25 protein-coding genes are annotated in these 21,887 nt (G+C 74.8%); 8 read left to right on the top strand and 17 right to left on the bottom strand.

Features of this window, described 5'->3' with window-relative positions:
- The first annotated feature begins 177 nt into the window (after nt 1-177).
- From ACFV04_RS27820 to ACFV04_RS27810, 3 genes are all read left to right on the top strand, one after another.
- Nucleotides 178-1,911, top strand: coding sequence for a pyruvate dehydrogenase (locus tag ACFV04_RS27820; RefSeq protein ID WP_380341781.1), 1,734 nt, complete (start codon nt 178-180; stop codon nt 1,909-1,911).
- A gap of 122 nt (nt 1,912-2,033) precedes the next feature.
- Entirely contained in the window at nt 2,034-2,669 is a 636-nt protein-coding gene (locus ACFV04_RS27815) for an XRE family transcriptional regulator (RefSeq protein ID WP_360257748.1), read from the top strand.
- A 32-nt stretch (nt 2,670-2,701) separates the two neighbouring features.
- Nucleotides 2,702-2,890: a DUF6126 family protein gene (locus ACFV04_RS27810; RefSeq protein WP_360257746.1), complete on the top strand. Its 189-nt coding sequence runs from the start codon at nt 2,702-2,704 to the stop codon at nt 2,888-2,890.
- Nucleotides 2,891-3,253: 363 nt separating this feature from the next.
- Here ACFV04_RS27810 and ACFV04_RS27805 read toward each other — a convergent pair whose 3' ends face one another.
- Nucleotides 3,254-4,696 (bottom strand): PLP-dependent aminotransferase family protein, encoded by a 1,443-nt coding sequence (locus ACFV04_RS27805; RefSeq protein WP_380341786.1) that lies wholly within the window; start codon nt 4,694-4,696, stop codon nt 3,254-3,256.
- Between the two features lie 112 nt (nt 4,697-4,808).
- Between ACFV04_RS27805 and ACFV04_RS27800 the strand changes: the two genes are divergently transcribed.
- The gene (locus ACFV04_RS27800; RefSeq protein ID WP_380533295.1) at nt 4,809-5,054 is read left to right on the top strand and encodes a hypothetical protein; all 246 of its coding nucleotides are present in this window, start codon (nt 4,809-4,811) and stop codon (nt 5,052-5,054) included.
- A gap of 38 nt (nt 5,055-5,092) precedes the next feature.
- Here ACFV04_RS27800 and ACFV04_RS27795 read toward each other — a convergent pair whose 3' ends face one another.
- A complete protein-coding gene (locus ACFV04_RS27795) occupies nt 5,093-5,539 on the bottom strand; it encodes a carboxymuconolactone decarboxylase family protein (protein WP_380533300.1) in 447 nt (148 codons plus the stop codon).
- A gap of 153 nt (nt 5,540-5,692) precedes the next feature.
- Between ACFV04_RS27795 and ACFV04_RS27790 the strand changes: the two genes are divergently transcribed.
- On the top strand, nt 5,693-6,559 hold the full coding sequence (locus tag ACFV04_RS27790; protein WP_380533293.1) for a sigma-70 family RNA polymerase sigma factor: 867 nt from the start codon (nt 5,693-5,695) through the stop codon (nt 6,557-6,559).
- A gap of 55 nt (nt 6,560-6,614) precedes the next feature.
- Here the strand turns inward: ACFV04_RS27790 and ACFV04_RS27785 are convergent, their stop codons facing one another.
- Nucleotides 6,615-7,421, bottom strand: a complete 807-nt coding sequence (locus ACFV04_RS27785; protein WP_380533291.1) for a glucose 1-dehydrogenase — start codon at nt 7,419-7,421, stop codon at nt 6,615-6,617.
- Nucleotides 7,422-7,490: 69 nt separating this feature from the next.
- On the opposite strand from ACFV04_RS27785, the gene ACFV04_RS27780 reads away from it, so the two are divergent.
- Nucleotides 7,491-8,177 carry an alpha/beta fold hydrolase gene (locus tag ACFV04_RS27780; protein ID WP_380341797.1) on the top strand — a complete coding sequence of 229 codons (687 nt, stop codon included), beginning with the start codon at nt 7,491-7,493 and terminating at the stop codon, nt 8,175-8,177.
- Between the two features lie 15 nt (nt 8,178-8,192).
- On the opposite strand, the gene ACFV04_RS27775 is transcribed toward ACFV04_RS27780, so the two are convergent.
- The 3 genes from ACFV04_RS27775 to ACFV04_RS27765 form a co-directional block, all read right to left on the bottom strand.
- On the bottom strand, nt 8,193-9,110 hold the full coding sequence (locus ACFV04_RS27775; RefSeq protein ID WP_380341799.1) for an undecaprenyl-diphosphate phosphatase: 918 nt from the start codon (nt 9,108-9,110) through the stop codon (nt 8,193-8,195).
- Between the two features lie 99 nt (nt 9,111-9,209).
- Nucleotides 9,210-9,410 (bottom strand): hypothetical protein, encoded by a 201-nt coding sequence (locus ACFV04_RS27770; protein ID WP_380341802.1) that lies wholly within the window; start codon nt 9,408-9,410, stop codon nt 9,210-9,212.
- 127 nt (nt 9,411-9,537) lie between these two features.
- Nucleotides 9,538-10,347 carry an NRDE family protein gene (locus tag ACFV04_RS27765; protein ID WP_380533289.1) on the bottom strand — a complete coding sequence of 270 codons (810 nt, stop codon included), beginning with the start codon at nt 10,345-10,347 and terminating at the stop codon, nt 9,538-9,540.
- 155 nt (nt 10,348-10,502) lie between these two features.
- Here ACFV04_RS27765 and ACFV04_RS27760 point away from each other — a divergent pair, with 155 nt between their 5' ends.
- The gene (locus tag ACFV04_RS27760) at nt 10,503-11,003 is read left to right on the top strand and encodes a carboxymuconolactone decarboxylase family protein (RefSeq protein WP_360257725.1); all 501 of its coding nucleotides are present in this window, start codon (nt 10,503-10,505) and stop codon (nt 11,001-11,003) included.
- Nucleotides 11,004-11,014: 11 nt separating this feature from the next.
- A complete protein-coding gene (locus ACFV04_RS27755; protein WP_380341808.1) occupies nt 11,015-11,842 on the top strand; it encodes an isocitrate lyase/phosphoenolpyruvate mutase family protein in 828 nt (275 codons plus the stop codon).
- Between the two features lie 52 nt (nt 11,843-11,894).
- On the opposite strand, the gene ACFV04_RS27750 is transcribed toward ACFV04_RS27755, so the two are convergent.
- From ACFV04_RS27750 to ACFV04_RS27700, 11 genes are all read right to left on the bottom strand, one after another.
- Nucleotides 11,895-12,125 carry a hypothetical protein gene (locus ACFV04_RS27750; RefSeq protein ID WP_380341811.1) on the bottom strand — a complete coding sequence of 77 codons (231 nt, stop codon included), beginning with the start codon at nt 12,123-12,125 and terminating at the stop codon, nt 11,895-11,897.
- 5 nt (nt 12,126-12,130) lie between these two features.
- Nucleotides 12,131-12,403: a hypothetical protein gene (locus tag ACFV04_RS27745; protein ID WP_380341813.1), complete on the bottom strand. Its 273-nt coding sequence runs from the start codon at nt 12,401-12,403 to the stop codon at nt 12,131-12,133.
- Between the two features lie 75 nt (nt 12,404-12,478).
- Nucleotides 12,479-13,597 (bottom strand): cytochrome P450, encoded by a 1,119-nt coding sequence (locus tag ACFV04_RS27740; RefSeq protein WP_380533286.1) that lies wholly within the window; start codon nt 13,595-13,597, stop codon nt 12,479-12,481.
- Nucleotides 13,561-15,054 carry a cytochrome P450 gene (locus ACFV04_RS27735; RefSeq protein WP_380533284.1) on the bottom strand — a complete coding sequence of 498 codons (1,494 nt, stop codon included), beginning with the start codon at nt 15,052-15,054 and terminating at the stop codon, nt 13,561-13,563. The genes ACFV04_RS27740 and ACFV04_RS27735 overlap by 37 nt, the downstream gene beginning before the upstream one ends.
- Nucleotides 15,051-15,686, bottom strand: a complete 636-nt coding sequence (locus ACFV04_RS27730) for an ATP/GTP-binding protein (protein WP_380341821.1) — start codon at nt 15,684-15,686, stop codon at nt 15,051-15,053. The genes ACFV04_RS27735 and ACFV04_RS27730 overlap by 4 nt, the downstream gene beginning before the upstream one ends.
- The gene (locus tag ACFV04_RS27725; RefSeq protein WP_380341823.1) at nt 15,664-16,029 is read right to left on the bottom strand and encodes a DUF742 domain-containing protein; all 366 of its coding nucleotides are present in this window, start codon (nt 16,027-16,029) and stop codon (nt 15,664-15,666) included. The genes ACFV04_RS27730 and ACFV04_RS27725 overlap by 23 nt, the downstream gene beginning before the upstream one ends.
- Nucleotides 16,026-16,439: a roadblock/LC7 domain-containing protein gene (locus ACFV04_RS27720; protein WP_360257708.1), complete on the bottom strand. Its 414-nt coding sequence runs from the start codon at nt 16,437-16,439 to the stop codon at nt 16,026-16,028. Before ACFV04_RS27720 ends, ACFV04_RS27725 begins: the two co-directional genes overlap by 4 nt.
- Nucleotides 16,423-17,688, bottom strand: a complete 1,266-nt coding sequence (locus tag ACFV04_RS27715; RefSeq protein ID WP_380533298.1) for a sensor histidine kinase — start codon at nt 17,686-17,688, stop codon at nt 16,423-16,425. Before ACFV04_RS27715 ends, ACFV04_RS27720 begins: the two co-directional genes overlap by 17 nt.
- Nucleotides 17,689-17,921: 233 nt before the next feature.
- Nucleotides 17,922-20,201, bottom strand: coding sequence for a SpoIIE family protein phosphatase (locus tag ACFV04_RS27710; RefSeq protein WP_380533281.1), 2,280 nt, complete (start codon nt 20,199-20,201; stop codon nt 17,922-17,924).
- Between the two features lie 199 nt (nt 20,202-20,400).
- The gene (locus tag ACFV04_RS27705) at nt 20,401-20,967 is read right to left on the bottom strand and encodes a TetR/AcrR family transcriptional regulator (protein ID WP_380341831.1); all 567 of its coding nucleotides are present in this window, start codon (nt 20,965-20,967) and stop codon (nt 20,401-20,403) included.
- 74 nt (nt 20,968-21,041) lie between these two features.
- On the bottom strand, nt 21,042-21,869 hold the full coding sequence (locus tag ACFV04_RS27700) for an alpha/beta fold hydrolase (protein WP_380533279.1): 828 nt from the start codon (nt 21,867-21,869) through the stop codon (nt 21,042-21,044).
- Nucleotides 21,870-21,887 lie beyond the last annotated feature (18 nt).

The following is a 21,887-nucleotide window of genomic DNA, read 5'->3' as shown; positions in this document are numbered from 1 at the left end:
ACAGGCGCGGGCCCGCACCCGTACCGGCGCCGTGCCCTCACCCGTCCGGCCCACCCGCACACCCCACCCGTGCCCTCACCCACCCGTGCCCTCACCCGTCCGGCCCACCCCGGCTGCGCCGCTCCCCGCCCCCGTCGGAGGGTGCAGGTGTCCCGTGGCGACCGGAGGAGGGCACCCGTGGCGAGCGTGGCCGAACAGATGGTGGAGGTGCTCCGGCAGGCCGGGGTCGAACGGGTCTACGGCGTCGTCGGCGACAGCCTCAACCCCGTCGTCGACGCGATCCGCCGGGCCGAGGGCATCGGCTGGGTGCACGTGCGCAACGAGGAGGCCGGCGCCTTCGCGGCCGCCGCCGAGGCCGAACTCACCGGCCGGCTCGCCGTCTGCGCCGGCTCCTGCGGCCCCGGCAACACCCACCTCGTCCAGGGCCTCTACGACGCCCAGCGCAGCGGCCTGCCCGTCCTCGCCCTGGCCTCGCACATCCCGTCCGACCAGATCGGCACCGGCTTCTTCCAGGAGACCCACCCCGAGCGGGTGTTCACCGACTGCAGCAACTGGTGCGAGATGCTCTCCACCCCCGCCCAGCTGCCCCGGCTGCTGCGGATCGCCGTCCAGCACGCCCTCGGCTCGCACGGCGTCTCGGTGCTCGCCTTCCCCGGGGACGTCGCCGCGCTGCCCGCCGCCGGGCCCACCGGCACCAGCCACTTCCTCACCGAACAGGCCGTCGCCGCACCGCCGTGGTCCCAGGTGCAGGAACTGGCCCGGCTGCTCAACGCGGCCCGCAAGGTCGTGCTGTTCTGCGGCGCAGGGGTGCGCGGTGCGCACGCCGAGGTGATGGAGGCGGCGCAGGCCCTGAACGCGCCGGTCGGCCACTCCCTGCGCGGCAAGGAGTGGATCCAGTACGACAACCCGTACGACGTGGGGATGAGCGGACTGCTCGGCTACGGCGCGTGCCACGAGGCGCTGCACTCCGCCGACCTGGTGCTGCTGCTCGGCACCGACTTCCCGTACGACTCCTTCCTGCCGCAGCTGCACACCGTCCAGGTCGACCACGACGCCACCCGGCTCGGCCGCCGCACCGCGCTCGACCTGGCCGTCCACGGCGACGTCGCCGCCACCCTGCGGGCCGTCCTGCCGCTGCTCGACGCCAAACCCGACCGGGCCTTCCTCGACGGCATGCTGCGCAAGCACTGCCGCGCCCTGGAGGACGTCGTCGGCGTCTACACCCGCGACATCGAGAAGCACCTGCCGATCCACCCCGAGTACGTCGCCGCCGTCCTCGACGACGTCGCCGCCCAGGACGCGGTGTTCACCGTCGACACCGGCATGAACAACGTCTGGGCCGCCCGCTACCTGCAGCCCAACGGCCACCGCCGGGTGATCGGCTCCTTCCTCCACGGCTCGATGGCCAACGCCCTCCCGCACGCCATCGGCGCCCAGCTCGCCAACCCCGGACGCCAGGTGATCGCGATGGCCGGCGACGGCGGCATCGCCATGCTCCTCGGGGAACTGCTCACGGTCGCCAAGCACCGGCTGCCGGTGAAGACCGTCGTCTTCAACAACGGCGCACTCGGCATGATCAAGCTGGAGATGCTGGTCTCCGGCTACCCGGAGGCGGAGATCGACAACGGGGACGTGGACTACGCGGGGATCGCCCGGGCCATGGGGATCCCGGCCAAGCGGGTCACCGAACCGGCCCGGGTACGGGAGGTGCTCACCGAGGCCCTGGAACGGCCGGGTCCCGCCCTGGTGGACGTGGTCACCGACCCCAACGCGCTGTCCATCCCGCCGCACATCACCGCCGCCCAGCTGAAGGGCTTCGCGCTGGCGGCCGGGCGGACCGTGCTCTCGGGTGGCGTCGGCCGCATGATCGACCTGGCGCGGAGCAACCTGCGGAACATCCCGCGGCCGTGAGACCCGTGGTCGTGACCGCCGCGGCCGTGGGGCGCGCGACCGGGCCGCCGGGGCCCGTCCCACCCTCTTGCCTCTGAGGCAAAATTCTTGCCACTGCGGCACGCCGGGTGTCCACTGGACACATGACCAGCAGCTCCACCGGCGCCCCCGCCGCAGGCGACCGGCTCGACGACCAGGAGGTCGTCGGCCTCGCCGCCCGCCTCCGCGAGCACCGGCTCAGCAGCCGCCTCACCCTGGAGGTCGCCGCCGGACGGGTCGGACTCTCCCCAGCGTATCTGTCCCGGCTGGAGACCGGCAGGCGGCAGCCCTCGCTGCCCGTCCTGCTCGGCCTCGCCCGCGCGTACGGCACCTCGGTGTCCGGCCTGCTCGGCGAGACCGCGGCCGAACCGGACCCGGTGGTCCGCGGCGGCGCCATCGAGCCCGGCCGGGCCGGAGGCTGGGGCTACCGCCGGGCCGGCGCCCCCGGGCGCGCCATGCAGGCCCTGCGGGTACACGTCCCGCCGGGCGTGCAGGACGCGGTCGTCCGGGTCCACCCGGGCGAGGAGTGGCTGTACATCCTGCGCGGCGAACTCCGGCTCACCCTCGGCGACCAGGTCCACCGCCTCGGCGTGGGCGACTCCGCCCACTACGACTCGCTCACCCCGCACTGCATCGCCGCCGAATCCGACACCGGCGTCGAGCTGCTCTTCGTCCACACCCTGCTGCAGAGCCCCGGCGGCGAACTCTGCCTCGGCGGCGGCCCCGCCGCCACCCACTGATCTGCCGTCAGAACACCCTGGAGGAGATCCCCATGGCCGACCCCGCCACCACCGTCAGCCCGGCCGGTGCCGCCGACACCGCCACCGGCCCGAAGACCATGGACGCCGGCAAGTGGGCCAACAAGCGGGTCTACCTCCGGCTGGTCATCTACACCGCCGGCATCCACGCCTTCGCCGGCTTCATCATGCTGCTGTTCGAACTCGGCAGCCGCAACAAGTAGTCGGCCCCGCCTTCCGCCCGCCTCCACCCCCGAAGGAGGCGGGCGGAACCCTTCCCGGCCACCCGCGCTCCGCACGCCCGTCCCGCCGGTGGCCACCCAGCCCCCGCGGTTCGCGGTGGGTCCTCCCCGGCCCGGCCGTCAAGCATTGCGCAGCAGTTCACGGTGGGCTCGCGCCCTCCCCCTCCTCTGCACCCCTCAAGCGCTGCGCGGCAGTTCGCAGCGGTCTGTGCCGTCCCCCTCCTCTCCACCCCTCAAGCCCTGCGCAGCAGTTCGCAGCAGCCTGTGCCGTCCCCCTCCGCTCCGCCCCTCAAGCGCTGCGCGGCAGTTCGCAGCAGCCTGCGCCGTCCCCCTCCGCTGCACCCCTCAAGCCCTGCGCAGCAGTTCGCAGAGGGCCTGGAGCGCCGCCGGGAAGGCGTGTTCGGGTGGGGTGGCGTAGCCGATGACGAGGGCGGGCGGGGTGTCGGTGGGGGTCGGGGTGGCGCGGTGCCAGATGAGGCCGTTGAGGGAGAGGCCGGCGGCCTGGGCACGGGCGAGGAGTTCGGGTTCGGGGGTGGAGCCGGGCGGCAGCTGGAGGACGGCGTGCAGGCCGGCCGCGATGCCGGTGACCCGGACGTGCGGGGCGTGTTCGGCGAGTGCGGTGACCAGCCGGTCGCGGCGGCGCCGGTAGTGGAGGCGGCAGCGCCGGACGTGGCGGTCGTAGGTGCCGGAGGTGATCAGTTCGGCCAGGGTGAGCTGGTCGAGCACCGGGGACATGGTGTCGGCCAGTGTCTTCAGCCGGGCGACGGGTTCGACCAGGGTGTCCGGCAGGGCGAGCCAGGCCAGTCGCAGGCCCGGTGCGAGGCTCTTGGCGGCGGTGCCGGCGTAGACGACCCGCTCCGGGTCGAGCGCCTGCATCGCGCCGAGGGGTTGCCGGTCGTAGCGGAACTCGCCGTCGTAGTCGTCCTCGATGACGTACCGGTCGTGTTCGCGGGCCCACCGGACGGCGTCCGCCCGCCGTTCGGCGGAGAGCGGGGCGCCGGTGGGGTACTGGTGGGCGGGGGTGAGCAGGACGGCGCCGGGGCGGCTGTCGAGCCGGTCGACGCGGGCGCCCTCGTCGTCCAGTGGCAGCGGGAGGGTGGTGAGTCCGGCGGCCCGGGCGACGGCGTGCTGGGGCGGCAGCCCGTACTCCTCGACGGCGAGTGCGCGGGCGCCGCGGTCGCGCAGGGCGGTGCAGAGCAGGCCGAGGCCCTGGGTGACGCCGGTGCAGACGAGCAGGTGGTCGGGGTCGGTGCGGACGCCCCGGACGCGGGCGAGGTAGTGGGTGAGGGCCTGCCGCAGTTCGATCCGGCCGAGCGGGCTGCCGTAGTCGAGGGCGTCGTGGGGCGCGGTGGCGAGGGCGCGGCGGGCGGCGGCGAGCCAGGCGGTGCGGGGGAAGAGGGAGAGGTCGGGCCGTCCGGACATGAGGTCGTGCCGGCCGGTCCGCCGTCGGGGTGCCGTCGGGTCGGCGGCGGACGCGGGCCGTCGGCCGGGGGTGGGTGGTTCCGGCCGGGCACGGCGGGCGACGGTGGTGCCGGAGCCCTGTCGGGAGTCGAGCCAGCCTTCCGCGGTGAGCTGGCCGTACGCCTCGACGACGGTGTTGCGGGCGATCCCGAGGTCCTCGCCGAGGGCCCGGGAGGAGGGCAGCCGGGTACCGGGGGCGAGCCGTCCGTCCTGGACGGCTTCGCGCAGGGCGTCCTCCAGGGCGACCCGCAGTCCGGTGCCGGCGGCGCGCCGCTCGGTGAGGTCCAGGTGCAGGTCGCCGCCGAAGGAGGTCCAGGAGCTGGTCACGGCCCCATTCTCGCGCGGTGGTGCGGGGTCGGTGCTGCGGGATCGGCCGAGTCCCGGGAGCCGGAAGCTCCGGATCGGCTGGCACGAGGTCGCGGAGGTCGGGGTCCGCCCGTTGGAGACAGTGCAGCGGCTCCGGGCGGCCCTGCCGGTCCTGCCGGGCCTGCCGGAGATGTACTGCCTGGCAGTGAAACCGGTGGCCGGCTGGACCGGGCCCGAGTCCCGGACCGATTCCAAGGGCTGGGTCAGGGTGTGGGACCTGGGAGCGACGGGCGTCGTGCCGTTCGAGCTCGAAGCCGCACCGGAGCGGTTCGCCGGTGACCGCTGGGACACCGAGGCGTCCGAGTCCGACGGCGGGTAGCGGTGCCGGACCGGCCGGGATCCCCCCAGGGGCCGGTTTCACCAGGTGGTTCCGGCGGGTTCTTCGATGGTGGCGTTGATGCGGTTGAAGAAGTTGGTCAGCGCGATCATCAGGATGATCGCGGAGAGCTGCTCCTCGTCGAAGTGGTCGGCGGCGGCGTCCCAGACCTCGTCGGGGACGGCCCGGCCGGTGCGGTCGGCGATCCGGGTGGCGGCTTCGGTGAGTTCGAGGGCGGCGCGTTCCTCGTCGGTGAAGAACGGGGCCTCGCGCCAGGCGGCGACGGCGTGCAGTCGCTCGTCGGTCTCGCCGTGCTTCTTGGCGCCCTGGACGCCGGAGAAGACGCAGGCGCTGCAGCCGTTGATCTGGCTGGCGCGCAGGTGGACGAGTTCCAGGATCCGCGGGGCCGCGCCGCCCTGGAACATGGCTTTGTAGATGGTCTGGATGCCCTTGGTCGCGTCGGGCAGGACCACGGCGGGGTTCTTCATGCGGGCGGTGCGGGTGGTGTGGCCGGTGGTGGTCACGGTGGTCTCCTCGTCGGTTAGCGTCCGTCACTGGACCGACGGATCCCGACGCGAGGATGTGACAGCGTGAGCGAGGAAGTTCCATCGACTGACCCGGGCCGTGCCGAACCGGCCGATTTGGCAGCGCGGTTCGAGGCGGAGCGCCCGCAACTGCGCGTGGTGGCCTACCGGATGCTCGGGTCGATCGCCGAGGCCGACGACGCCGTCCAGGAGGCCTGGTTGAAGCTGGCCCGCAGTGACGTGGGCGGGGTGCGGAACCTGGGGGCGTGGCTGACCACGGTGGTGGGCCGGGTCTGCCTGGACCTGCTGCGGTCCCGGACGTCGCGTCGGGAGGATCCGCTGCCGGAGCAGGACGGGCAGGTGCGGCTGCCGGATCCGGTGGTCAGCGGGCTGGCGGCGCTGGATCCGGTGCACGAGATCCTGGTGGCGGATTCCGTGGGGATCGCGCTGATGGTGGTCCTGGAGACGCTGTCCCCGGCGGAGCGGGTGGCCTTCGTGCTGCACGACATGTTCGAGGTGCCCTTCGACGGGATCGCCGAGGTGCTGGGCCGCACGTCGGCCTCGACCCGGCAGTTGGCCAGCCGGGCCCGCCGCCGGGTGCAGGGCGCGACCCCGGCCGCGGACGCCGACGTGGCCCGCAAGCGCGAGGTGGTGGAGGCCTTCCTGAGCGCTTCCCGCGGCGGTGACTTCGACGCTCTGCTGGCGGTGCTGGACCCGGACGTGGTGGCGCGTTCGGACGGCGGCACGCTGGTGCCGAGCGTGCTGCGGCGCGGTGCGGCGGACGTCGCCTCGCAGGCGATCACCTTCGCCCGCTTCGCCGCCGACGGCCGTCCGGTCCTGGTCAACGGTTCGCCGGGTGTGGTGGCGTTCGCCGACGGCCGTCCGCTGTCGGTGATGTCGTTCACCATCCACGGGGGCCGGATCACCGCGATGGACATCCTCACCGACCCGACCCGGTTGGCCGCCCTGGGCCTCGGGGCCTGAGTGCCGCGCCGTGCTCCGGGTCCGTCCGGCGGGTGCCGGGCGGACCCGGAGCAGGTCAGGCCAGGCCGCCGGTGGCGCGGAGGTTCTGGCCGGTGATCCAGCGGCCGTCCGGGCCGGCCAGGAACGCGACGACGTCGGCGATGTCCTCGGGGTCGCCGAGCCGGCGCAGCGGGGTGAGGGTGGCGACGCGGGTGAGCGCCTCGGGCGGGTTGGTGCCGCGCAGCAGGTCGGTGTCGGTGGCGCCGGGAGAGATGGTGTTGACGGTGATCCCGCGCGGGCCGAGTTCGACGGCTGCGACGGCGGTGAGCTGCTCGACGGCGCCCTTGCTGGCGGCGTACGCGGCGATGCCGGGAACGGGCCGGACGGTGTTCGCGGTGGAGATGTTGACGATGCGTCCGCCGTCGCGCATCCGGCGGGCCGCGTAGCGGACGGTGGCGAAGACGGAGCGGGTGTTGACCGCCAGGACGGCGTCGAGGGCCGTGTCGTCCAGTTCGGCGAGCGGGGTGGGGACGAAGGACGTGGCGGCGTTGTTCACCAGGACGTCCAGCCCGCCGAGCCGGTCCTCCGCCTCGGCCATCAGCCGCTCGGCGGCGCCCGGTTCGCCGAGGTCGGCGCGCAGGGCCCAGGCGCGGCCGCCCCCGGCCTCGACGGCACGGACCACCTCGGCGGCGGCCCGGTCGTCGTGGGCGTAGCCGAGGACCACGTCGGCGCCGTCGCGGGCCAGTCGGCGGACGATGGCCCGCCCGATGCCCCGGGAGCCGCCGGTGACGACCGCCGCCCTGCGCTGCGGGGAGTCCGGCCCGCGCTGCTCCGCATCCGCCGTGCCATGCGGCGAGTCCGGCCTGTCCCATGCTTCCGTCATGCTTCCTCCACGTGTTGTTCGCCGTTGCTTCCCGGGCCGCGGTCGCGCCTGCGCGCTACGGTGCCGCCCATGGCGAACTTTGTACTCGTAGCGGGTGCGTGGCTGGGTTCCTGGGCCTGGGACGAGGTCGTGCCGGAGTTGCGCGCGGCCGGGCACGGGGCCCATCCGTTGACGTTGTCCGGGCTGGCGGAGCGGCGGGACGCGCCGGCCGGGCAGGGGGCGCACGTGGCGGACGTGGTGGCCGAGGTGGAGCGGCTCGACCTGCGGGAGGTCGTGCTGGTCGGGCACAGTTACTCGGGTGTCCCGGTCGGGCAGGCCGCCGAGCGGATCGGCGGCCGGCTGGCCGGGCTGGTGCTGGTGGACGCCAACGTGCCGGTGGCGGGGGAGTCCTTCGCCGACCAGATACCGGAGCCGGCGGCGTTGCGGGCGGAGCTCGCCGCGCACGGGGGCTGGTGGCCGCCGTTGCCGCCGGCCGAGTTCGCGGGGCAGGGGCTGACGACCGGGCAGATCGCCCGGATCGCCGAGCGGGCGACCCCGCACCCGGGTGCCTCGCTGACCGAACCGGCGGTGCTGGAGGGCCCGTTGAGTGCTCTGCCGGCGTTGTACGTGAAGTGTCTGCTGGACTGGCCGGAGCCGCCGCCGGTGGTCGCCGGTCTGGTCGCGGACGGTCACTGGCGGCTGGCCGAGCTGGACACCGGGCACTGGCCGATGTTCTCCCGTCCGGCCGAGCTCGCCCGGGTCCTGGGCGGGTTCTGACGCCGGGCGGGCGGGTCAGACGGACAGGAAGACCGCGCTGCCGACGCCGGCGAGGAAGCAGTAGATCGCGAACGGCGTGAGGCTGCGGGTCTCGAAGTACCTGGTGAGGAACCGCACCGAGACGTACCCGGCCACGAAGGCGGCGACGCTGCCGGCGGCCACCGGGCCGAGGACGGCGGAGTTCTCCGGCTTGAACAGCTCGGGGACCTTCAGGACCGAGGCGGCGAGGATGACCGGGGTGGCGAGCAGGAAGGAGAACCGGGCGGCGTCCTCGTGGTGCAGTCCGCGCAGGATGCCGGCGCTCATGGTGACGCCGGAGCGGCTGATGCCGGGGAACAGCGCGAGGATCTGCGCGGCGCCGATCCAGGCGCCCTGTCCGTAGCCGAGCCTGGTCAGCCGGTGGTCGGAGGCGATCGCCGGGTCGGTGCCGGGTTCGTCGACGGGGGCGGCGTGTCCGGCCCGGCGGCGGCCGGTGCCGCCGCGCTTGAGCCGCTCGGCGCCGAGCAGGACGAGCCCGTTGAGGGCGAGGAAGACGGCGGCCGGGACGGGCTTGCCGAGCGCGTTGCGCAGCGCCTTCTCCAGGGCGAGGCCGGCCACCCCGACCGGGATGGTGGAGAGGATGAGCAGCCAGGCGAGCTTCTCGTTGCGGGTCTCCACCCGGCGGTGGCGGATCGAGCCGACCAGTCCGCTGACGACGCGGACCCAGTCCTTCCAGAAGTAGACGACCAGCGCGAGCGCGGTGGCCAGGTGCAGGGCGACCAGGGCGGCGAGGTAGGAGGAGCCCTCGGCGGTCATGTCGAGGTCGTGCTGGATCTTCCCGCCGATCAGGGCGGGCAGCAGGATGCTGTGGCCGAGGCTGGAGACCGGGAAGAGTTCCGTCACACCCTGCAGCAGGCCGACGCCTATCGCTTCCGGGTAGGTCAGGGTGGACATCGCGCACCTTCGCTCGGGGGGTAGCGGCCGGCCTGATCCGGTGGCCCTCGCGAAGCTACTACGGGCATGTAGACGACCGGCAGCCCCGCCGTCAGAAGTTCACCGACCGTACGTCTGGGTGACATCGGCCCCGAAGTGGTGGATCAACGCCCCTGCTACGGCGGCCAGTACGGTGCCGGACGGGAAGGCCCGGTGGGCCACGTCGCCGAGCAGCACGACGGCGCTCACCGTGAGCGGGGCGGCCACCAGGGGCAGGGCGACGGTCAGGACGGCGGACAGGACGGCGGGCAGGCGGCGCATCGTGGCTCCTCGGTGCTCGGCTCCGAGCCCGGCTCCGGGCTCGACGCACGCCACGATGGCGCCTCCCGCTGCGTCAGGTTCAAGTCCTTTTCGCCGTGGCGGCGCCCGGTGCCCGGGCCGGCCCTGTTCAGTCCGTCGCGATCCGCTGCCAGCCGGCCCCGGCCGCCCCGGCCGCCCCGGTGGCCCCGTCCGCCGCGACCGGCGCGGCCGCGAAGTCGTACCGCAGCCGGTCCGGCCCGAGCGCGAGCAGCGAGATCGACGAGGAGCCCCAGATCCGCCCGTCGCCGAAGTCCCGCCGCTGGACCAGGGCCGCGTCCTCGTCCGGTGCCAGTCCGTCGCCGGCGACGATCGGCAGCCAGGCGCCCCAGGCCCGTGCGGTCGGCCCGTCGCCGGTCGGCTCGGGCCGGTGTGCGGCGGTGAAGCGGGCCCGGAAGTGGTCGGCGCGGGCGGCCATCAGCGCGCTGATCCGCTCGGAGGCGGAGCGGTTGGCGGCCAGGCCCTCCAGTCCGTCGTTGAGCACGACGCTGAGCCCGGCGGGCAGTTCGCGCTCCTCCAGCCGGCCGTCGCCCCAGCTGGCGACCCGGGCGCCGTCGGGCCGGACCAGGACGAGGTGGAACGGGTCGTACGGGGTGAGGTCGAGGTGGCCGATCCCGTCCTCGGTGACGGCGGTGAGCGGCAGCCCGCCCCGGGTGCGCCGGGAGTCGGCGGGGGCGAGCGGGCCGAAGCCGTTGAGCAGGCAGGCGGCGGTCCGCCGGGCGGGGTCGACGGCCAGCCAGGTGCCGCCGGCCGCGAGGTCCAGGCCGCCGAGCAGTCCCGGCCGGTCCGGCCAGTGGTGGTCCGGCGGCAGCCAGGCGCGTCCCAGGTACTCGTCCCGGACGGACAGCAGCAGGACCGGTACGGCCGCTCCCGGTTCGATGCTGACGAACGCCGTGCACACGACCCTGTCCCCTGACCTCGTGCCGTCGGCGGTGTCCTGCCGACGGTGCCCTGTCAGCGATCCTCGCACGCCCGTTCGTACGCCGGAAGTGGCCCAAGGAACCGGGTGCCGAATGAACCAGGGTGGCGGGCCACTGTGCTTCTAGGCTGGCGCTCATGACGACGAACGAGACCGTGACGACCCCCGACGCGGCGGCCGGCGCGCCCGTGCCGGCCCCGGCCCAGCGCATCGTGCTGCCGAAGCTCGCGCCCGCCTACTACCAGGCGATGGTCGCCGTGGACCAGGCCGCCCGCACCGGCCTCGACCCGGTGATCGTCGAACTGGTCAAGCTGCACGCCTCGATGATCAACGGCTGTGCCTACTGCATCGACATGCACTCCACCGACGCCGTCAAGCAGGGCGAGCGGGAGCACCGCCTGCTCTCCCTCCCCGCGTGGCGCGAGACCCCGTGGTTCACCGCCCGCGAGCGCGCCGCCCTGGCCCTCACCGAGTCGGTCACCCGGCTGACCGAGGGCCACGTGCCGGACGCCGTGTGGGCGCAGGCCGCCGAACAGTTCGAGGAGGCGGAGCTGGCCCAGCTGGTCGCGCTGATCGCGACCATCAACGCCTGGAACCGGATCGGTGTGAGCACCCGCCTGAGCCCGGCCGCGAAGTGAGGTCCGGGGACGTGACGACGAACGGGACCGTGACGGTCCGGCGGGAGAAGGCCCGGCTGCTCCGGGAGCTGCACCGCCCGGGCGAGCCGCTGGTGCTGGCGAACGTGTGGGACGCGGCGAGCGCCCGCCTGGTGGCGGCCACCGGGGCGCGCGCGGTGGCGACGGCCAGCGCGAGCGTCTGCTGGTCGCTCGGCAGCCCGGACGGCGGCGGCGCCGACCGCGAGCAGGTGCTGGCCAGGACCGCCCAGGTGGTCCGGTCGGTCGAGCTGCCGGTCACCGCGGACCTGGAGGACGGCTACGCGGACACCGCAGCCGGGGTCGGCGAGACCGTCACCGCGCTGCTGGCCACCGGCGCCGTCGGGGTGAACCTGGAGGACGGCGGACGCCCCCGGGAGGAGGCCGCCGAGCGGATCGCGGCGGCCCGTGCGGCGGCCGACGCGGCGGGCGTCCCGCTCGTCGTCAACGGGCGCACCGACGTGTTCCTGCACGGGACCGGCGCCCCGGAGGAGCGGCTGGACGAGGCGGTCCGCCGGCTGCGGGTGTACGTCGAGGCGGGCGCGGACGTCGTGTTCGCCCCCGGCGTGGCCGACCCGGAGACCATCGCCGCCCTGGTCGCGGCCGTCCCGGCGCCGCTGAACGTGCTGGCCGGGCCGGGTTCCCCGTCGGTCGCCGAACTGGCGGAGCTCGGCGTGGCCCGGATCAGCCTGGGCCCCGGCCTGGCCAAGGCGGCGTACGCGGCGGTCCGCCGGGCCGCCGAGGAGGTCTACGCGAGCGGCACCTACACCGCGCTGGACGGCGGGCTGACCTACCCGGAGCTCAACGGGCTCTTCACGGGCTGACACCGGGCCGCGGGCGGCCGACCGCACGGGGGTCGGTCGGTCGCCCGGGCTCTCAGCCGAGGGCGTGGTCGACGGCGTTGCCCCGGCCGCAGTCGTCCACGTGGTCGCCGAGCGAGCCGCCGAGCACCGGCACCACCGCCACCTCCTGCAGGCAGAGGGCGGCGGCGGTGACGCCCCAGCCGCGGGCCGGGGGGACCCCGCCGCCCTCGTCGGCGGCCGCGGGGGCGGCGGGAACGGCCAGCGACAGCACGGCGAGCGCGAGGGCGAGCGGCCCGGCAGCCACTGCCGTCAGCCGATCTGGCCGCTGAGCCCCGGGTGGCTCATCTGGTTGGTGCCGACGGCCTCCACCTCGTTGGCGGTGTGCCCGATCACCGGGAGCTTGCCCGCGGTCTGCAGGGCGAGGTCGGCGGGGGAGAGGTTGAGGCCGTCGGTCAGACCGCCGGTGGCGTCCGGCGAGGTGGCGGTCTGGGTGGTGGCGCAGGCCGCGGGGGCGGCGATGGCGAGGCCTGCCATGGTGAGGGCGGCCAGGGTGGCGAGCTTCTTCGTGCCGTGGGTCTTCATGCCGTGGCTCCTCGCGCCGTGGTCCTTGGTGCGGTGGTTCGTCATGCACTGCCGAACGACCCGGCCGCCCTCAGGTCACCCGCCGGGCCGGACGGTCACCCACAGGGTTCGCACGCTGTTGCTGACGAACGACGCGATCGGCTCGTTCGTCCGGCCCTCCGCGAGGGCCAGTGCGGGGAACCGGGCGAACAGGTGCCGCAGCGCCGTCTCGGCCTCCAGCCGGGCCAGTCCGGAGCCGAGGCAGAAGTGCGGGCCGTGGCCGAGCGACAGGTGCCGGGCGGGCTGCCGGGTGAGGTCGAAGCGGTCGGCCTCGGGGTGGTGTCCGGAGTCGCGCCCGGCCGCCGCGTAGGAGGCCAGCAGCGCCTCGCCGCGCCGGATCACCACGTCGCCGACCTCGATGTCCTCGGTCGCGTAGCGCAGCGGGAACTGCCCGACCGGCGAGTCGTAGCGCAGCGTCTCCTCGACCACCGCCGACCACGGCTGCGCGCCGTCCAGGACGAGCCGCAGCTGGTCCGGGTGGGCGAGCAGGGCGCGGACGGCGTTGGTGATCAGGTTGAGCGTGGTCTCGTGCCCGGCGACCAGCATCAGCAGCAGGGTGCCGACGAGTTCGGCCTCGCTGAGCCGGTCGCCGGCCTCGCGGACGGCGATCAGGTCGGTGGTCAGGTCGTCGCCGGGTTCGGCCCGCTTGGCCGCGACCACCGAGGCCAGCAGCGCGTTCAGGTCCCGCTGCGCGGCGATGGCCGCCGCCGGGGTGGCCGAGCTGGAGACCAGGGTGTCGGACAGCTCGTGCAGCTCGTCCTGCTGCTCCAGCGCGAGGCCGAGCAGTTCGCCGATGACCTGCATCGGCAGCGGGTAGGCGAAGTGCTCGCGCAGGTCGAACTCGCCGTCCAGCTCGGCGACGTCGTCGAGCAGCGCGACGGTCCTGGCCTCGATGGCGGGGGCCAGCTGGGCGATCCGGCGCGGGGTGAACGCCTGGGACACCAGTCCGCGCAGCCGCCGGTGGTCGTCCCCGTCGGCGGTGACCATGCCGGGGACGGCGATGAAGTTGGTCAGCGGCCAGCCTTCCGGGAGGCGCCCCTCCCGGAAGGTCGTCCACAGCCGGGCGTTCTTGCCGACGCGGGGGTCGGCCAGCAGCGCCTGGAGGGTGTCGTGGTGGGTTATCGCCCAGACCACCACCCCGCCAGGGAGCTCCACCAGGACCGCGGGGCCGGCCGCGCGGAGTCGGGCGTTCTCTCCGTGCTGGTCGCCTCCGAAGGGGTCGAGTCTGACGGGTTCGGGGCGGGCTCCGGCGGAGTCGACGGCGGTGTCCATGCGGGCCTCTCGGGGGCTGGCGGGCGGGGCGGGGTGAAGGCGCTGTACAGCACCGGCAGGGCGGTCAGGGCCCGGGACCAGGGGGACGGTCGCCAGGCCAGTTCGCCTGCCGGGACGGCGAGTTGGAGGTCCGGCAGGCGGTGCAGCAGGGTCTCGACGGCGGTTTCGACGATGATCCGGGCCGGGTGCTGGGCCGGGCAGACGTGCCGGCCCGCACCCCACGCGAGGTGCGCCCGGTTGCCGCCGAGCGACCCCTGGGCGGCGGCGGAGACGCCCTGGGCGGCCGGGTCGGCGTTGGCCGCGGCCAGACCGAGGACCAGCATGTCGCCGGCGCTGATGTACTGGCCGCCGAGCACGGTGTCGCCGGTGGCCCAGCGGCCGGGGAAGTTCTGCGTCGGCGGGTCGCGCCAGAGCACCTCCTCCAGCGCGTCGGAGACGGTGAGCCGGCCGCCGGTGAGGGTGGCCCGGAAGCGCCGGTCGGTGAGCAGCAGCCGCAGGGTGTTGCCGGTCCAGTTGATCGAGGTCTCGTTGCCCGCGACCATCAGCACCACCAGGTGGTGCACCGCCTCCTCGTCGGTCAGCCCGGCCGGGTGGGCGAGCAGCCAGGAGGTGAGGTCGGCGCTGGGCGCGGCCCGGCGGCGCCGGACCAGGTCGACCAGGATCGCCTGGAACTCGGCGCCGGCCCGCTGTGACTGCGCGCTGCTGTCCACGAAGTGGCTGATCAGCTCGACCAGCCGGGGCCCGGCGTCGGCCGGCAGGCCGATCAGCTGGGTGAAGACCAGCAGGGGCAGCCGTCGCGCGTACTGGGCGATCAGGTCGGCGGTGCCGTCCGGTCCCCAGCTGTCGATCAGGCCGTTGGCGGCGGCCTCGGTGGTCCCGCGCAGCTGGTGGTGGTCGATCTGGGCGAGGGTGTCCGAGACGGCGGAGCGCAGCCGCTGGTGGTCGGCGCCGTCCAGGTTGAGCAGCGTCGGGCGCCAGGATGTCATCGTCAGCAGCCGGGAGTCGGCGGCCAGCCGGCCCTCGGCGGGCACCCGCCAGCGGCGCGAGTCCTTGGAGAACAGCGCCTCGTTGCGGGTGAGTTCGAGCAGTTCGGCGTAGCCGAGGACGAGCCAGGCCTCGACGCCGGGCTCCAGCTCGATCGGCGCGACCGGGCCGTAGCGCTCGCGCAGCCGCAGGTACAGCCCGTGCGGGTCCTCGGCGACGGCCTGCCCGTACAGCGGGGTCAGCGGTACGCCGGTGGGCAGTCCGCCGGGCAGGCCCGCACCGGGCCCGACGGGCGGGCCGCCGTGCGCGACCGGGCAGCCGTGGGCGGCCGCGGCGCCGGGTTCGGTGGCGCTCATCCCTGCAGCTCCAGGACCGAGCTGCGGTGCAGGTGGTCGACGAAGTCGATCAGCAGGTCGTACGACTGCCGCCGGTCGCGGGCGTCGCAGAACAGGATCGGCACGTCCGGCAGCAGGTCCAGTGCCGAGCGCAGCTCCTCCTCCGGGTAACTCGGGGTGTCCGGGAAGGTGTTGACGGCTACGGCGAACGGGATGCGCTGCTCCTCCAGCCGGCCGAGGACGTCGAAGCTCTCGTCCGGACGGCGCAGGTCGACCATCGCGATGGCGCCGAGCGCGCCCCGCGACAGGTCGTCCCAGAGCGGCCAGAACCGCTGCTGCCCGGGCGTGCCGAACAGGTACAGCGCGAGCCGCGGGTTGAGCGTGATCCGGCCGAAGTCCAGCGCGACCGTGGTGGTCGTCTTGGTGCCGCGGCCGGTGAGGTCGTCGACGCCGCTGCTGGCGGCGGTCATGGTCTCCTCGGTGCGCAGCGGGGTGATCTCGCTCAGCGAGCCGACCAGGGTGGTCTTGCCGACCCCGAACGGGCCGGTGACCAGGATCTTGACCGCGCCCTGCACCGAGGACGGCAGGTACTGCGGCCCGTCGGCCGCACCGGCGGCCTCGGGGACGGCTTCAGCGGAGTTGGCGGAGGCCAACGAGCACCTCTTCCAGGAGGGTTGTGGGCAGGCGTTCGGCCTGCGGGACGGGCGGGAGCACCTGCACGGCGCCGAGGTCCCACAGGTCCCCGACCAGCACCTTGACGACGCCGAACGGCAGCCCCAGGTGGGCGGCCACCTCGGCGATGGACAGCAGGCTGTGGCAGATCCCGAGGATGCGCCGGTGCTCCCGGTTCAGCAGCTGGTGCTCGGGCAGTTCCGGCGGGTCGGACAGCCCTAATGGTCCGGGCAGGGCGCTGACCAGGCTCTCCACGGCCAGCTCGGGGCGGGTGGAGCGGCTGCGTCCACCGGTGATGACGTACGGCCGGACCGGCCCGCTCACCGGTGGCCCCCCGCCGCGTGGTCGACGCGCGGCGGGCTGGTGAGGTGGGTTCCGATCCGCTCGACCAGGACCTGCATCTGGTACGCGACCAGGCCGGCGTCCACCGCCTCGCTGGTCACCACGGCCAGGTGCGCGCCCGCCCCGGCGGCGACGATGAACAGGTAGCCGCCGCCGTACTCGATGATGATCTGGCGGGTGGCGCTGCCCGGTCCGCCGAAGCCGGTCGCGACGCCGCGGGCCAGCGACTGCAGTCCGGAGCAGGCGGCGGCGAGCCGTTCGGCGTCCTCGCGCGGGATGCCCGCGCTGCGGCCGATCTCCAGGCCGTCGTTGGAGACGACGACGGCGTGCTGGACCTGGGGGACGGCGATGATGTCGGCGAGCAGCCAGCCGAGGTCAGGGGTGGTGGTCATGGAACTCTCCGGAGCGCTGGGGAAGTCGGGGGGAAGCAGGGTCGGTGGGGCCGGGTTGGGCCTGGGCCCGGGCGGCCGATCGGCCGCTGGCGGTCCCGGCCTGGAACATCGCCATGAACGCCTGCGCGTCCCGGGCCGAGCGGTACGGCGGGGCGGGCGGCGGTGGGGGAGCGGCGTGCTGGGCGGGGCGGTTGGCGCGGTCGCGCCGGTGGCTCCGGCGGGGCAGTGGCGGCGGGGTGTCGCCGAGGAGGGGGCCCGGGCCCGGCGGCGGGGCCTCGACCAGGGGGTGGCCGAGGGGGGAGACCGGTCGGGGGTCGGGGTTGAACGCCCGGTCGTCCGGCCCGAGGCCGGGGACGGTGGGCGGCAGCGGCTCGGTGAGCAGCGCGTTCGGGAGCAGGACGACCACGCGCACGCCGCCGTACGGCGAGGGCGCCGAGCTGAGGGTGACCCGGAAGCCGTACTGCTCGGCGAGCCGGCCGACCGCGGCCAGGCCCAGTTGGGGCACCTCGCCCAGCCGGGAGACCTCCAGGGTGCTGCCGCCCGCGAGCGCGGCGGACGCCTTGGCGACGGCCTGCTCGGGCATGCCGACGCCGCCGTCGTCGATCTCGATGACGGCGCCGTTGTGCACCGGCATGAGGGTGACGAACACCTGGGTGCTGGGCGGGGAGTAGCGGGTGGCGTTGTCCAGCAGCTCGGCGATCGCGTGGATCAGCGCCTCGGCCGCGGCGCCGACCACCGCGGTCTCGATCCGGCTGCGGACGACCACCCGCTGGAACGGCAGGATGCGTGACTGGGCGCCGCGGACGACGTCCTCCAGGGGGACCGGCTCCGGCCAGTGGCGGCCGGCCCGCGCGCCGCACAGCACGGCCAGGGTCTGGGCCAGCCGGGCCTGTTGGGCGGCGGCGTGATCGGCCTTGAGCAGGCCCTCCAGCAGGGCCGGGTCGTCGTGGGTGCGCTCCATCTCGTCCAGCAGGGCCTGCTGGTCGTGGGCCATCACCAGGATCCGGCGGGCGACGCTGAGGAAGGCCCGCTGGGTGGAGGCGGTGAGTTCCTGCTCCTGCTGGACGGCGGCCAGCTCGGCGCCGCGGCGGGAGAGTTCGGCGGTGAGCTGCTCCTGGAGGCGGGCGAGTTCGTGCTGCAGCCGGTCGGCACGGCCGCGCTGGGTGACGGACACGGCGTGGTACCGCGCGGCGGCCACGAGGGCGAGGACGGCGAGTACGCCGGTTGCCGTTACGGACCACTGAGTCATCGTCACGCCGCGAATTCTAGGGTGATGATCCTACGAAGGTGTGAACGGATCTCGCCAAGTGACCGGATCTCGTCAAAATCGAGTCAATCCGGCCTCAATCCGGACTCGTTCGCCCGCGATCGCCGCAGCTGGCGAGGGGTCGGCCGGGCCCCGTCGGGGCGGTCGGGACGGGCCGCCGGTGGGCCCGATGGCCGATTCGCGCCAGGGGGTGTGTGGGATGTGTGTGCAGGATGTTACGGAAGTGGTGACATTCGGTGCAGGAGCAGCAGTGCCACGTCATCCGGCCGGGACCGCCGCTCCGTGACGTTCAGGGTGAGCAGGTCGGCCAGCCGCTCCAGCGCGGGCGCCGGACCGATCCGGCCCGGTCCGGCCTGCCGGGCCCACAGCTCCAGCCCGCCGAGCATCCGCTGCACCGACTCGTCGTAGTCCTCCTCGCGGTCCTCGACCAGCCCGTCCGTGTACGCCAGCAGCGTCTCGCCGCCCGCCAGCCGGTCCACCGCCAGCGGGTACGGCAGGTCCGGGTCCACCCCCAGCGGCGGCCCGCCCGGCAGGTCCAGCTCCACGGCCCGGGCACCGGCGGTGATCCGCACCGGCGACGGGTGCCCGGCCCGGGCCGCCGTCAGCTCGCCGTCGGCCGGGTCCAGCGTCAGGTAGAGGCAGGTCGCGAACAGGTCGGTGTCCAGCTCGGACAGCAGCCGGCTGGTGCGGGTCAGCGTGGCGGCCGGGTCGTGCCCGTCCGTCGCGTACGCCCGCAGGCCGCTGCGCAGTTGGCCCATCACGGCGGTGGCCTCGGCGTTGTGCCCCTGGACGTCCCCGATCACCAGCCCGATCCGGCCGTCCGGCAGCCGCAGCAGGTCGTACCAGTCACCGCCGATCTGCATCCCCTCGGTGCTCGGCAGGTAGCGGGCGGCGCTGGCGACCCCCGGCAACCGGGGCAGGGTGCGCGGCAGCATCGCCCGCTGCAGCTCGGTGGCCCGGTGGTGATGCGTGTCGTACAGCCGGGCCCGCTCCAGGGACTGCGCGAGGATGCCGGCGAAGGCCGAGTACAGGGTGCGGTCCTCGCGGCTGAACGCCCGCTCGGCGGCGAAGGTGATCAGGCAGGAGCCGACCTGCTGCCCGGAAGCGACCAGCGGCAGCACCGCCCAGGCGGCCGGGGCGAGCGGGTCCCGCCGGGCGCGGGCGGCGGAGGGCTCGCTGAACAGCGGGGCGGAACGGGCCAGCGAACGCTGCATCACGGACTCCGACAGGTCCGCCAGCCGGGTGAGCTCGGTGCGGCGCGGCCCCCCGTAGACGGTGTGCGACACGGGCAGCAGCCGGCCCTCGTCCACCAGGTCGAGGACGATGCCCGCGGCGCCGAGGGCCGGGCGGACGATGTCGGTCACCGCGGTGGTGACGTCCCGGACGGTCACCGCCCGCGACAGGGCCCGGGTGAGCGCCAGCAGCAGCGCCGTCCGGGCTGCGCCCGGCGAAGCCCCCTCGTCGGCCGGCGGCCGCTCCCGGTGCCCGACGTCCGCGAGCAGCCCGGCGATCCGCACCGGCCGCCCGTGCACGTCCAGCATCACCTCGCCGGACTCCTCCACCTGCGCCACCCCGCCGTCGTGGCGCAGCACCCGGTAGCCGATCCGGTAACGCCCGCCGGCGGCCAGCGCCTCCGCGAGCGCGGCCTGCACGTCCGGCAGGTCCTCCGGATGGACCAGCCGGTCCAGCTCGGGGGCGGCACCGTCCGGGGACACCGGCCGGCCGGTCACCCGGAACGCCGCGGCGTCCCAGAAGCTCTCCCCGGTGACCAGGTCGCGCTCGAACGCGCCGTGCCCGGCGGACCGGACGGCGAGTGACAGCAGCGGGTGGGCCAGCCCGGCGGGGAGCGCGTCCGCCCCCTCCGGCGCCGGGCCGTCGGATAACCGGACGCCGTGCGGCGAACGGGCGTCCCGCGGGAGCCGGGCGTCCGCGTGGTCCAGCAGGTGGGAGAGCCGGTGCGCGCAGGCCTCGGCGATCGTCTCCAGGACGTCCAGGTCACGGCGGGGGACGGTGCCCCGGTGGGCCAGGGCCAGCGCGAGCACGCCGACCGGCCGCTCGTCCACGACCATCGGCAGGGTGATCACGGCGACCATCCCGGTGCCCATGCCGGTGTTCCGGTTCGGGTAGTCGACGCTGGTGTGCTCCGGGCTCAACAGGTACGGGCGGCGCAGCCGCAGGGCCATCGCGGCGGGCAGCTCACCGGCCGGATCGACCACGCTGTACCGCTCGTGCGCCCAGTCCGGCAGCCCGTGCGAGACGGTCAGCCGGAGCATGCCCGCCGAATCCAGCAGGTAGAGCGCGGAACCCTCGCCGGTGATCCACACCGGGCCCTCGGCCAGGACGGTGCCCAGCAGTTCGGCCGCGTCGGCGCAGCCGAGCAGCAGGCGCACGCAGCGCATCGCACTGCGGGCGGTCGGACTGCTCAGTGGGGTCCGTCGCCGGTCCGGCGTCCGGTTCTCGTCCGGTGTCCGGTTCTCGTCCTCGGAGGGGGGCACTGATTCTTAATACCCCATTTCCCCGGACGGTGAGGGGTGACCGAGCCGCCGCACCGGCACCGGCACCGGCACCAGCACCGGGGTCCGGTTGTCCGGGACGTCCTGCGCCACCGCGCGCACCGGACGCAGCGGCAGCGCCGACGGCGGCCACCCGTACGGCATCAGGACCGGCCGCCGGCCGCCCCGACTGCCCGGCCTGCTACGCGGGCCAGCTGCGGAGGCCGGTGGTCAGGGTGGTGATGAGGCGCTCCTGGGTGGTGGCGAGGTCCTCGGAGAGCCGGAAGGCGCCGGCGGTGGTGAGGGAGGCGAAGCCGTGGGCGAGGGAGCGGACGGTGCGGGCGGCGTGGATCGCCTCGGAGCCGTCGAGGCCGTACTCCCGCAGGACGGCGATGATCACGCCGACGAGCCGGGTGGCGGCCCGGGCCAGGTCGTCGTCGGGCTGCGGGGCCTGGGGGAGGGCGTTGTAGCGGTGCGGGCGCTCGGTGGCGTAGGCGTGGTAGGCGCGCAGGACGGCGGCCACGGCGTCGTCGCCGCTGCGGCCGACCGCGGCGTCCGCGAGGCGGTCGGCGAGTTCCTCGGTGACCCGGACGGCGATCATCCGCCGCAGTTCGGCGAGGCCGCCGCTGACGTGCTTGTACAGGGAGGGGGTGGCGACCCCGGCGCGGGCGGCGACCGCGGCCAGGGTCAGTGCTTCGGTGCCCTGTTCGTCGATGAGGGCGAGGGCGTGGTCGACGACCTGGTCGGGGGTCAGTCCTACGCGGGGCATGGCTTCGGGTTCTCCGTACGGGAGTCGGGCGGGGAATCTGTCGGGCGCCGGCGGGGAACGTCGGGCGCCGGCGGTCAGGCGAGTTCGGCGAGGAAGGGCAGCAGGGCGTCCGCGGTGGCCTGCGGGGCGTCGGCCATCGGGTAGTGCCCGGATCCCTCGATCATCGCCTTCCGCGCGCCGAGTGCCGCGACCTGCCGGTCGGCGACGAGTTCGGGCTTCGGGAAGTCGGGGTCCTTGCTGCCCATGACCACGAGTGCCGGGCACCGCACTGCGGCGGTCCAGCCGGCCGGCGCGGAGTCCCCGCTGACGTAGCCGCGGGTGGCGGTCTTGCGGCCGGGGGTGCGCAGGGCGGCGACCAGCCCGTTCACGTACGCGTCGAAGTCGGCGGGCTTGGCGCCGGGGAAGGCCATCCGGCGCAGGTAGAAGCCCCAGAAGGCGGGCCAGTGGACGATTGCCGCGCCCATCAGGCGCAGGGCGCCGCGCATGAGGGCGCCCGGCTGCGGGTTCTCGACGAAGGCGTCGATCAGGACGATTCCGGCGACCCGCTCGGGCGCGTCCCCGGCGGCCTTGACGACGGTGGCGCCGGTGTAGGAGTTCCCGGCGAGGACGGCGCGTTCGATGCCGAGGTGGTCGAGGAGGGCGAGGACGTCGTCGGCGATGGCGGCCGGGCCGTAGTCGTCCCAGGCGATGGAGGATTCGCCGAAGCCGCGCAGGTCCACGGTGACGACCCGGTGGCCGGCGGCGACGAGCAGGGGGCGGAGGTGCCGGTACGCGGCCCGGCTGTCGAGCATGCCGGGGAGCAGGACGACGGGGGTGCCGTCGCCCTGCCGGGTGTCGTCGAAGGCGATGCGCCCGCCGGGCAGGGCCAGGTACTGGGTGTCGGGGGTGTCGGTGGCGTTCATGGTGGGCCTCCTCGGTCC

The organism is Kitasatospora sp. NPDC059599 (assembly GCF_042735125.1).
GTDB lineage: Bacteria > Actinomycetota > Actinomycetes > Streptomycetales > Streptomycetaceae > Kitasatospora.
This window is presented reverse-complemented; position numbering and strand designations above follow the sequence as displayed.

Coding starts and splice junctions, on each gene's coding strand:
- ACFV04_RS27815 (WP_360257748.1), top strand. CDS start 2,034: ATGACCAGCAGCTCCACCGGCGCCCCCGCCGCAGGCGACCGGCTCGAC.
- ACFV04_RS27810 (WP_360257746.1), top strand. CDS start 2,702: ATGGCCGACCCCGCCACCACCGTCAGCCCGGCCGGTGCCGCCGACACC.
- ACFV04_RS27795 (WP_380533300.1), bottom strand. CDS start 5,539: ATGAAGAACCCCGCCGTGGTCCTGCCCGACGCGACCAAGGGCATCCAG.
- ACFV04_RS27785 (WP_380533291.1), bottom strand. CDS start 7,421: ATGACGGAAGCATGGGACAGGCCGGACTCGCCGCATGGCACGGCGGAT.
- ACFV04_RS27780 (WP_380341797.1), top strand. CDS start 7,491: ATGGCGAACTTTGTACTCGTAGCGGGTGCGTGGCTGGGTTCCTGGGCC.
- ACFV04_RS27775 (WP_380341799.1), bottom strand. CDS start 9,110: ATGTCCACCCTGACCTACCCGGAAGCGATAGGCGTCGGCCTGCTGCAG.
- ACFV04_RS27770 (WP_380341802.1), bottom strand. CDS start 9,410: ATGCGCCGCCTGCCCGCCGTCCTGTCCGCCGTCCTGACCGTCGCCCTG.
- ACFV04_RS27760 (WP_360257725.1), top strand. CDS start 10,503: ATGACGACGAACGAGACCGTGACGACCCCCGACGCGGCGGCCGGCGCG.
- ACFV04_RS27745 (WP_380341813.1), bottom strand. CDS start 12,403: ATGAAGACCCACGGCACGAAGAAGCTCGCCACCCTGGCCGCCCTCACC.
- ACFV04_RS27735 (WP_380533284.1), bottom strand. CDS start 15,054: ATGAGCGCCACCGAACCCGGCGCCGCGGCCGCCCACGGCTGCCCGGTC.
- ACFV04_RS27720 (WP_360257708.1), bottom strand. CDS start 16,439: ATGACCACCACCCCTGACCTCGGCTGGCTGCTCGCCGACATCATCGCC.
- ACFV04_RS27715 (WP_380533298.1), bottom strand. CDS start 17,688: ATGACTCAGTGGTCCGTAACGGCAACCGGCGTACTCGCCGTCCTCGCC.
- ACFV04_RS27705 (WP_380341831.1), bottom strand. CDS start 20,967: ATGCCCCGCGTAGGACTGACCCCCGACCAGGTCGTCGACCACGCCCTC.
- ACFV04_RS27700 (WP_380533279.1), bottom strand. CDS start 21,869: ATGAACGCCACCGACACCCCCGACACCCAGTACCTGGCCCTGCCCGGC.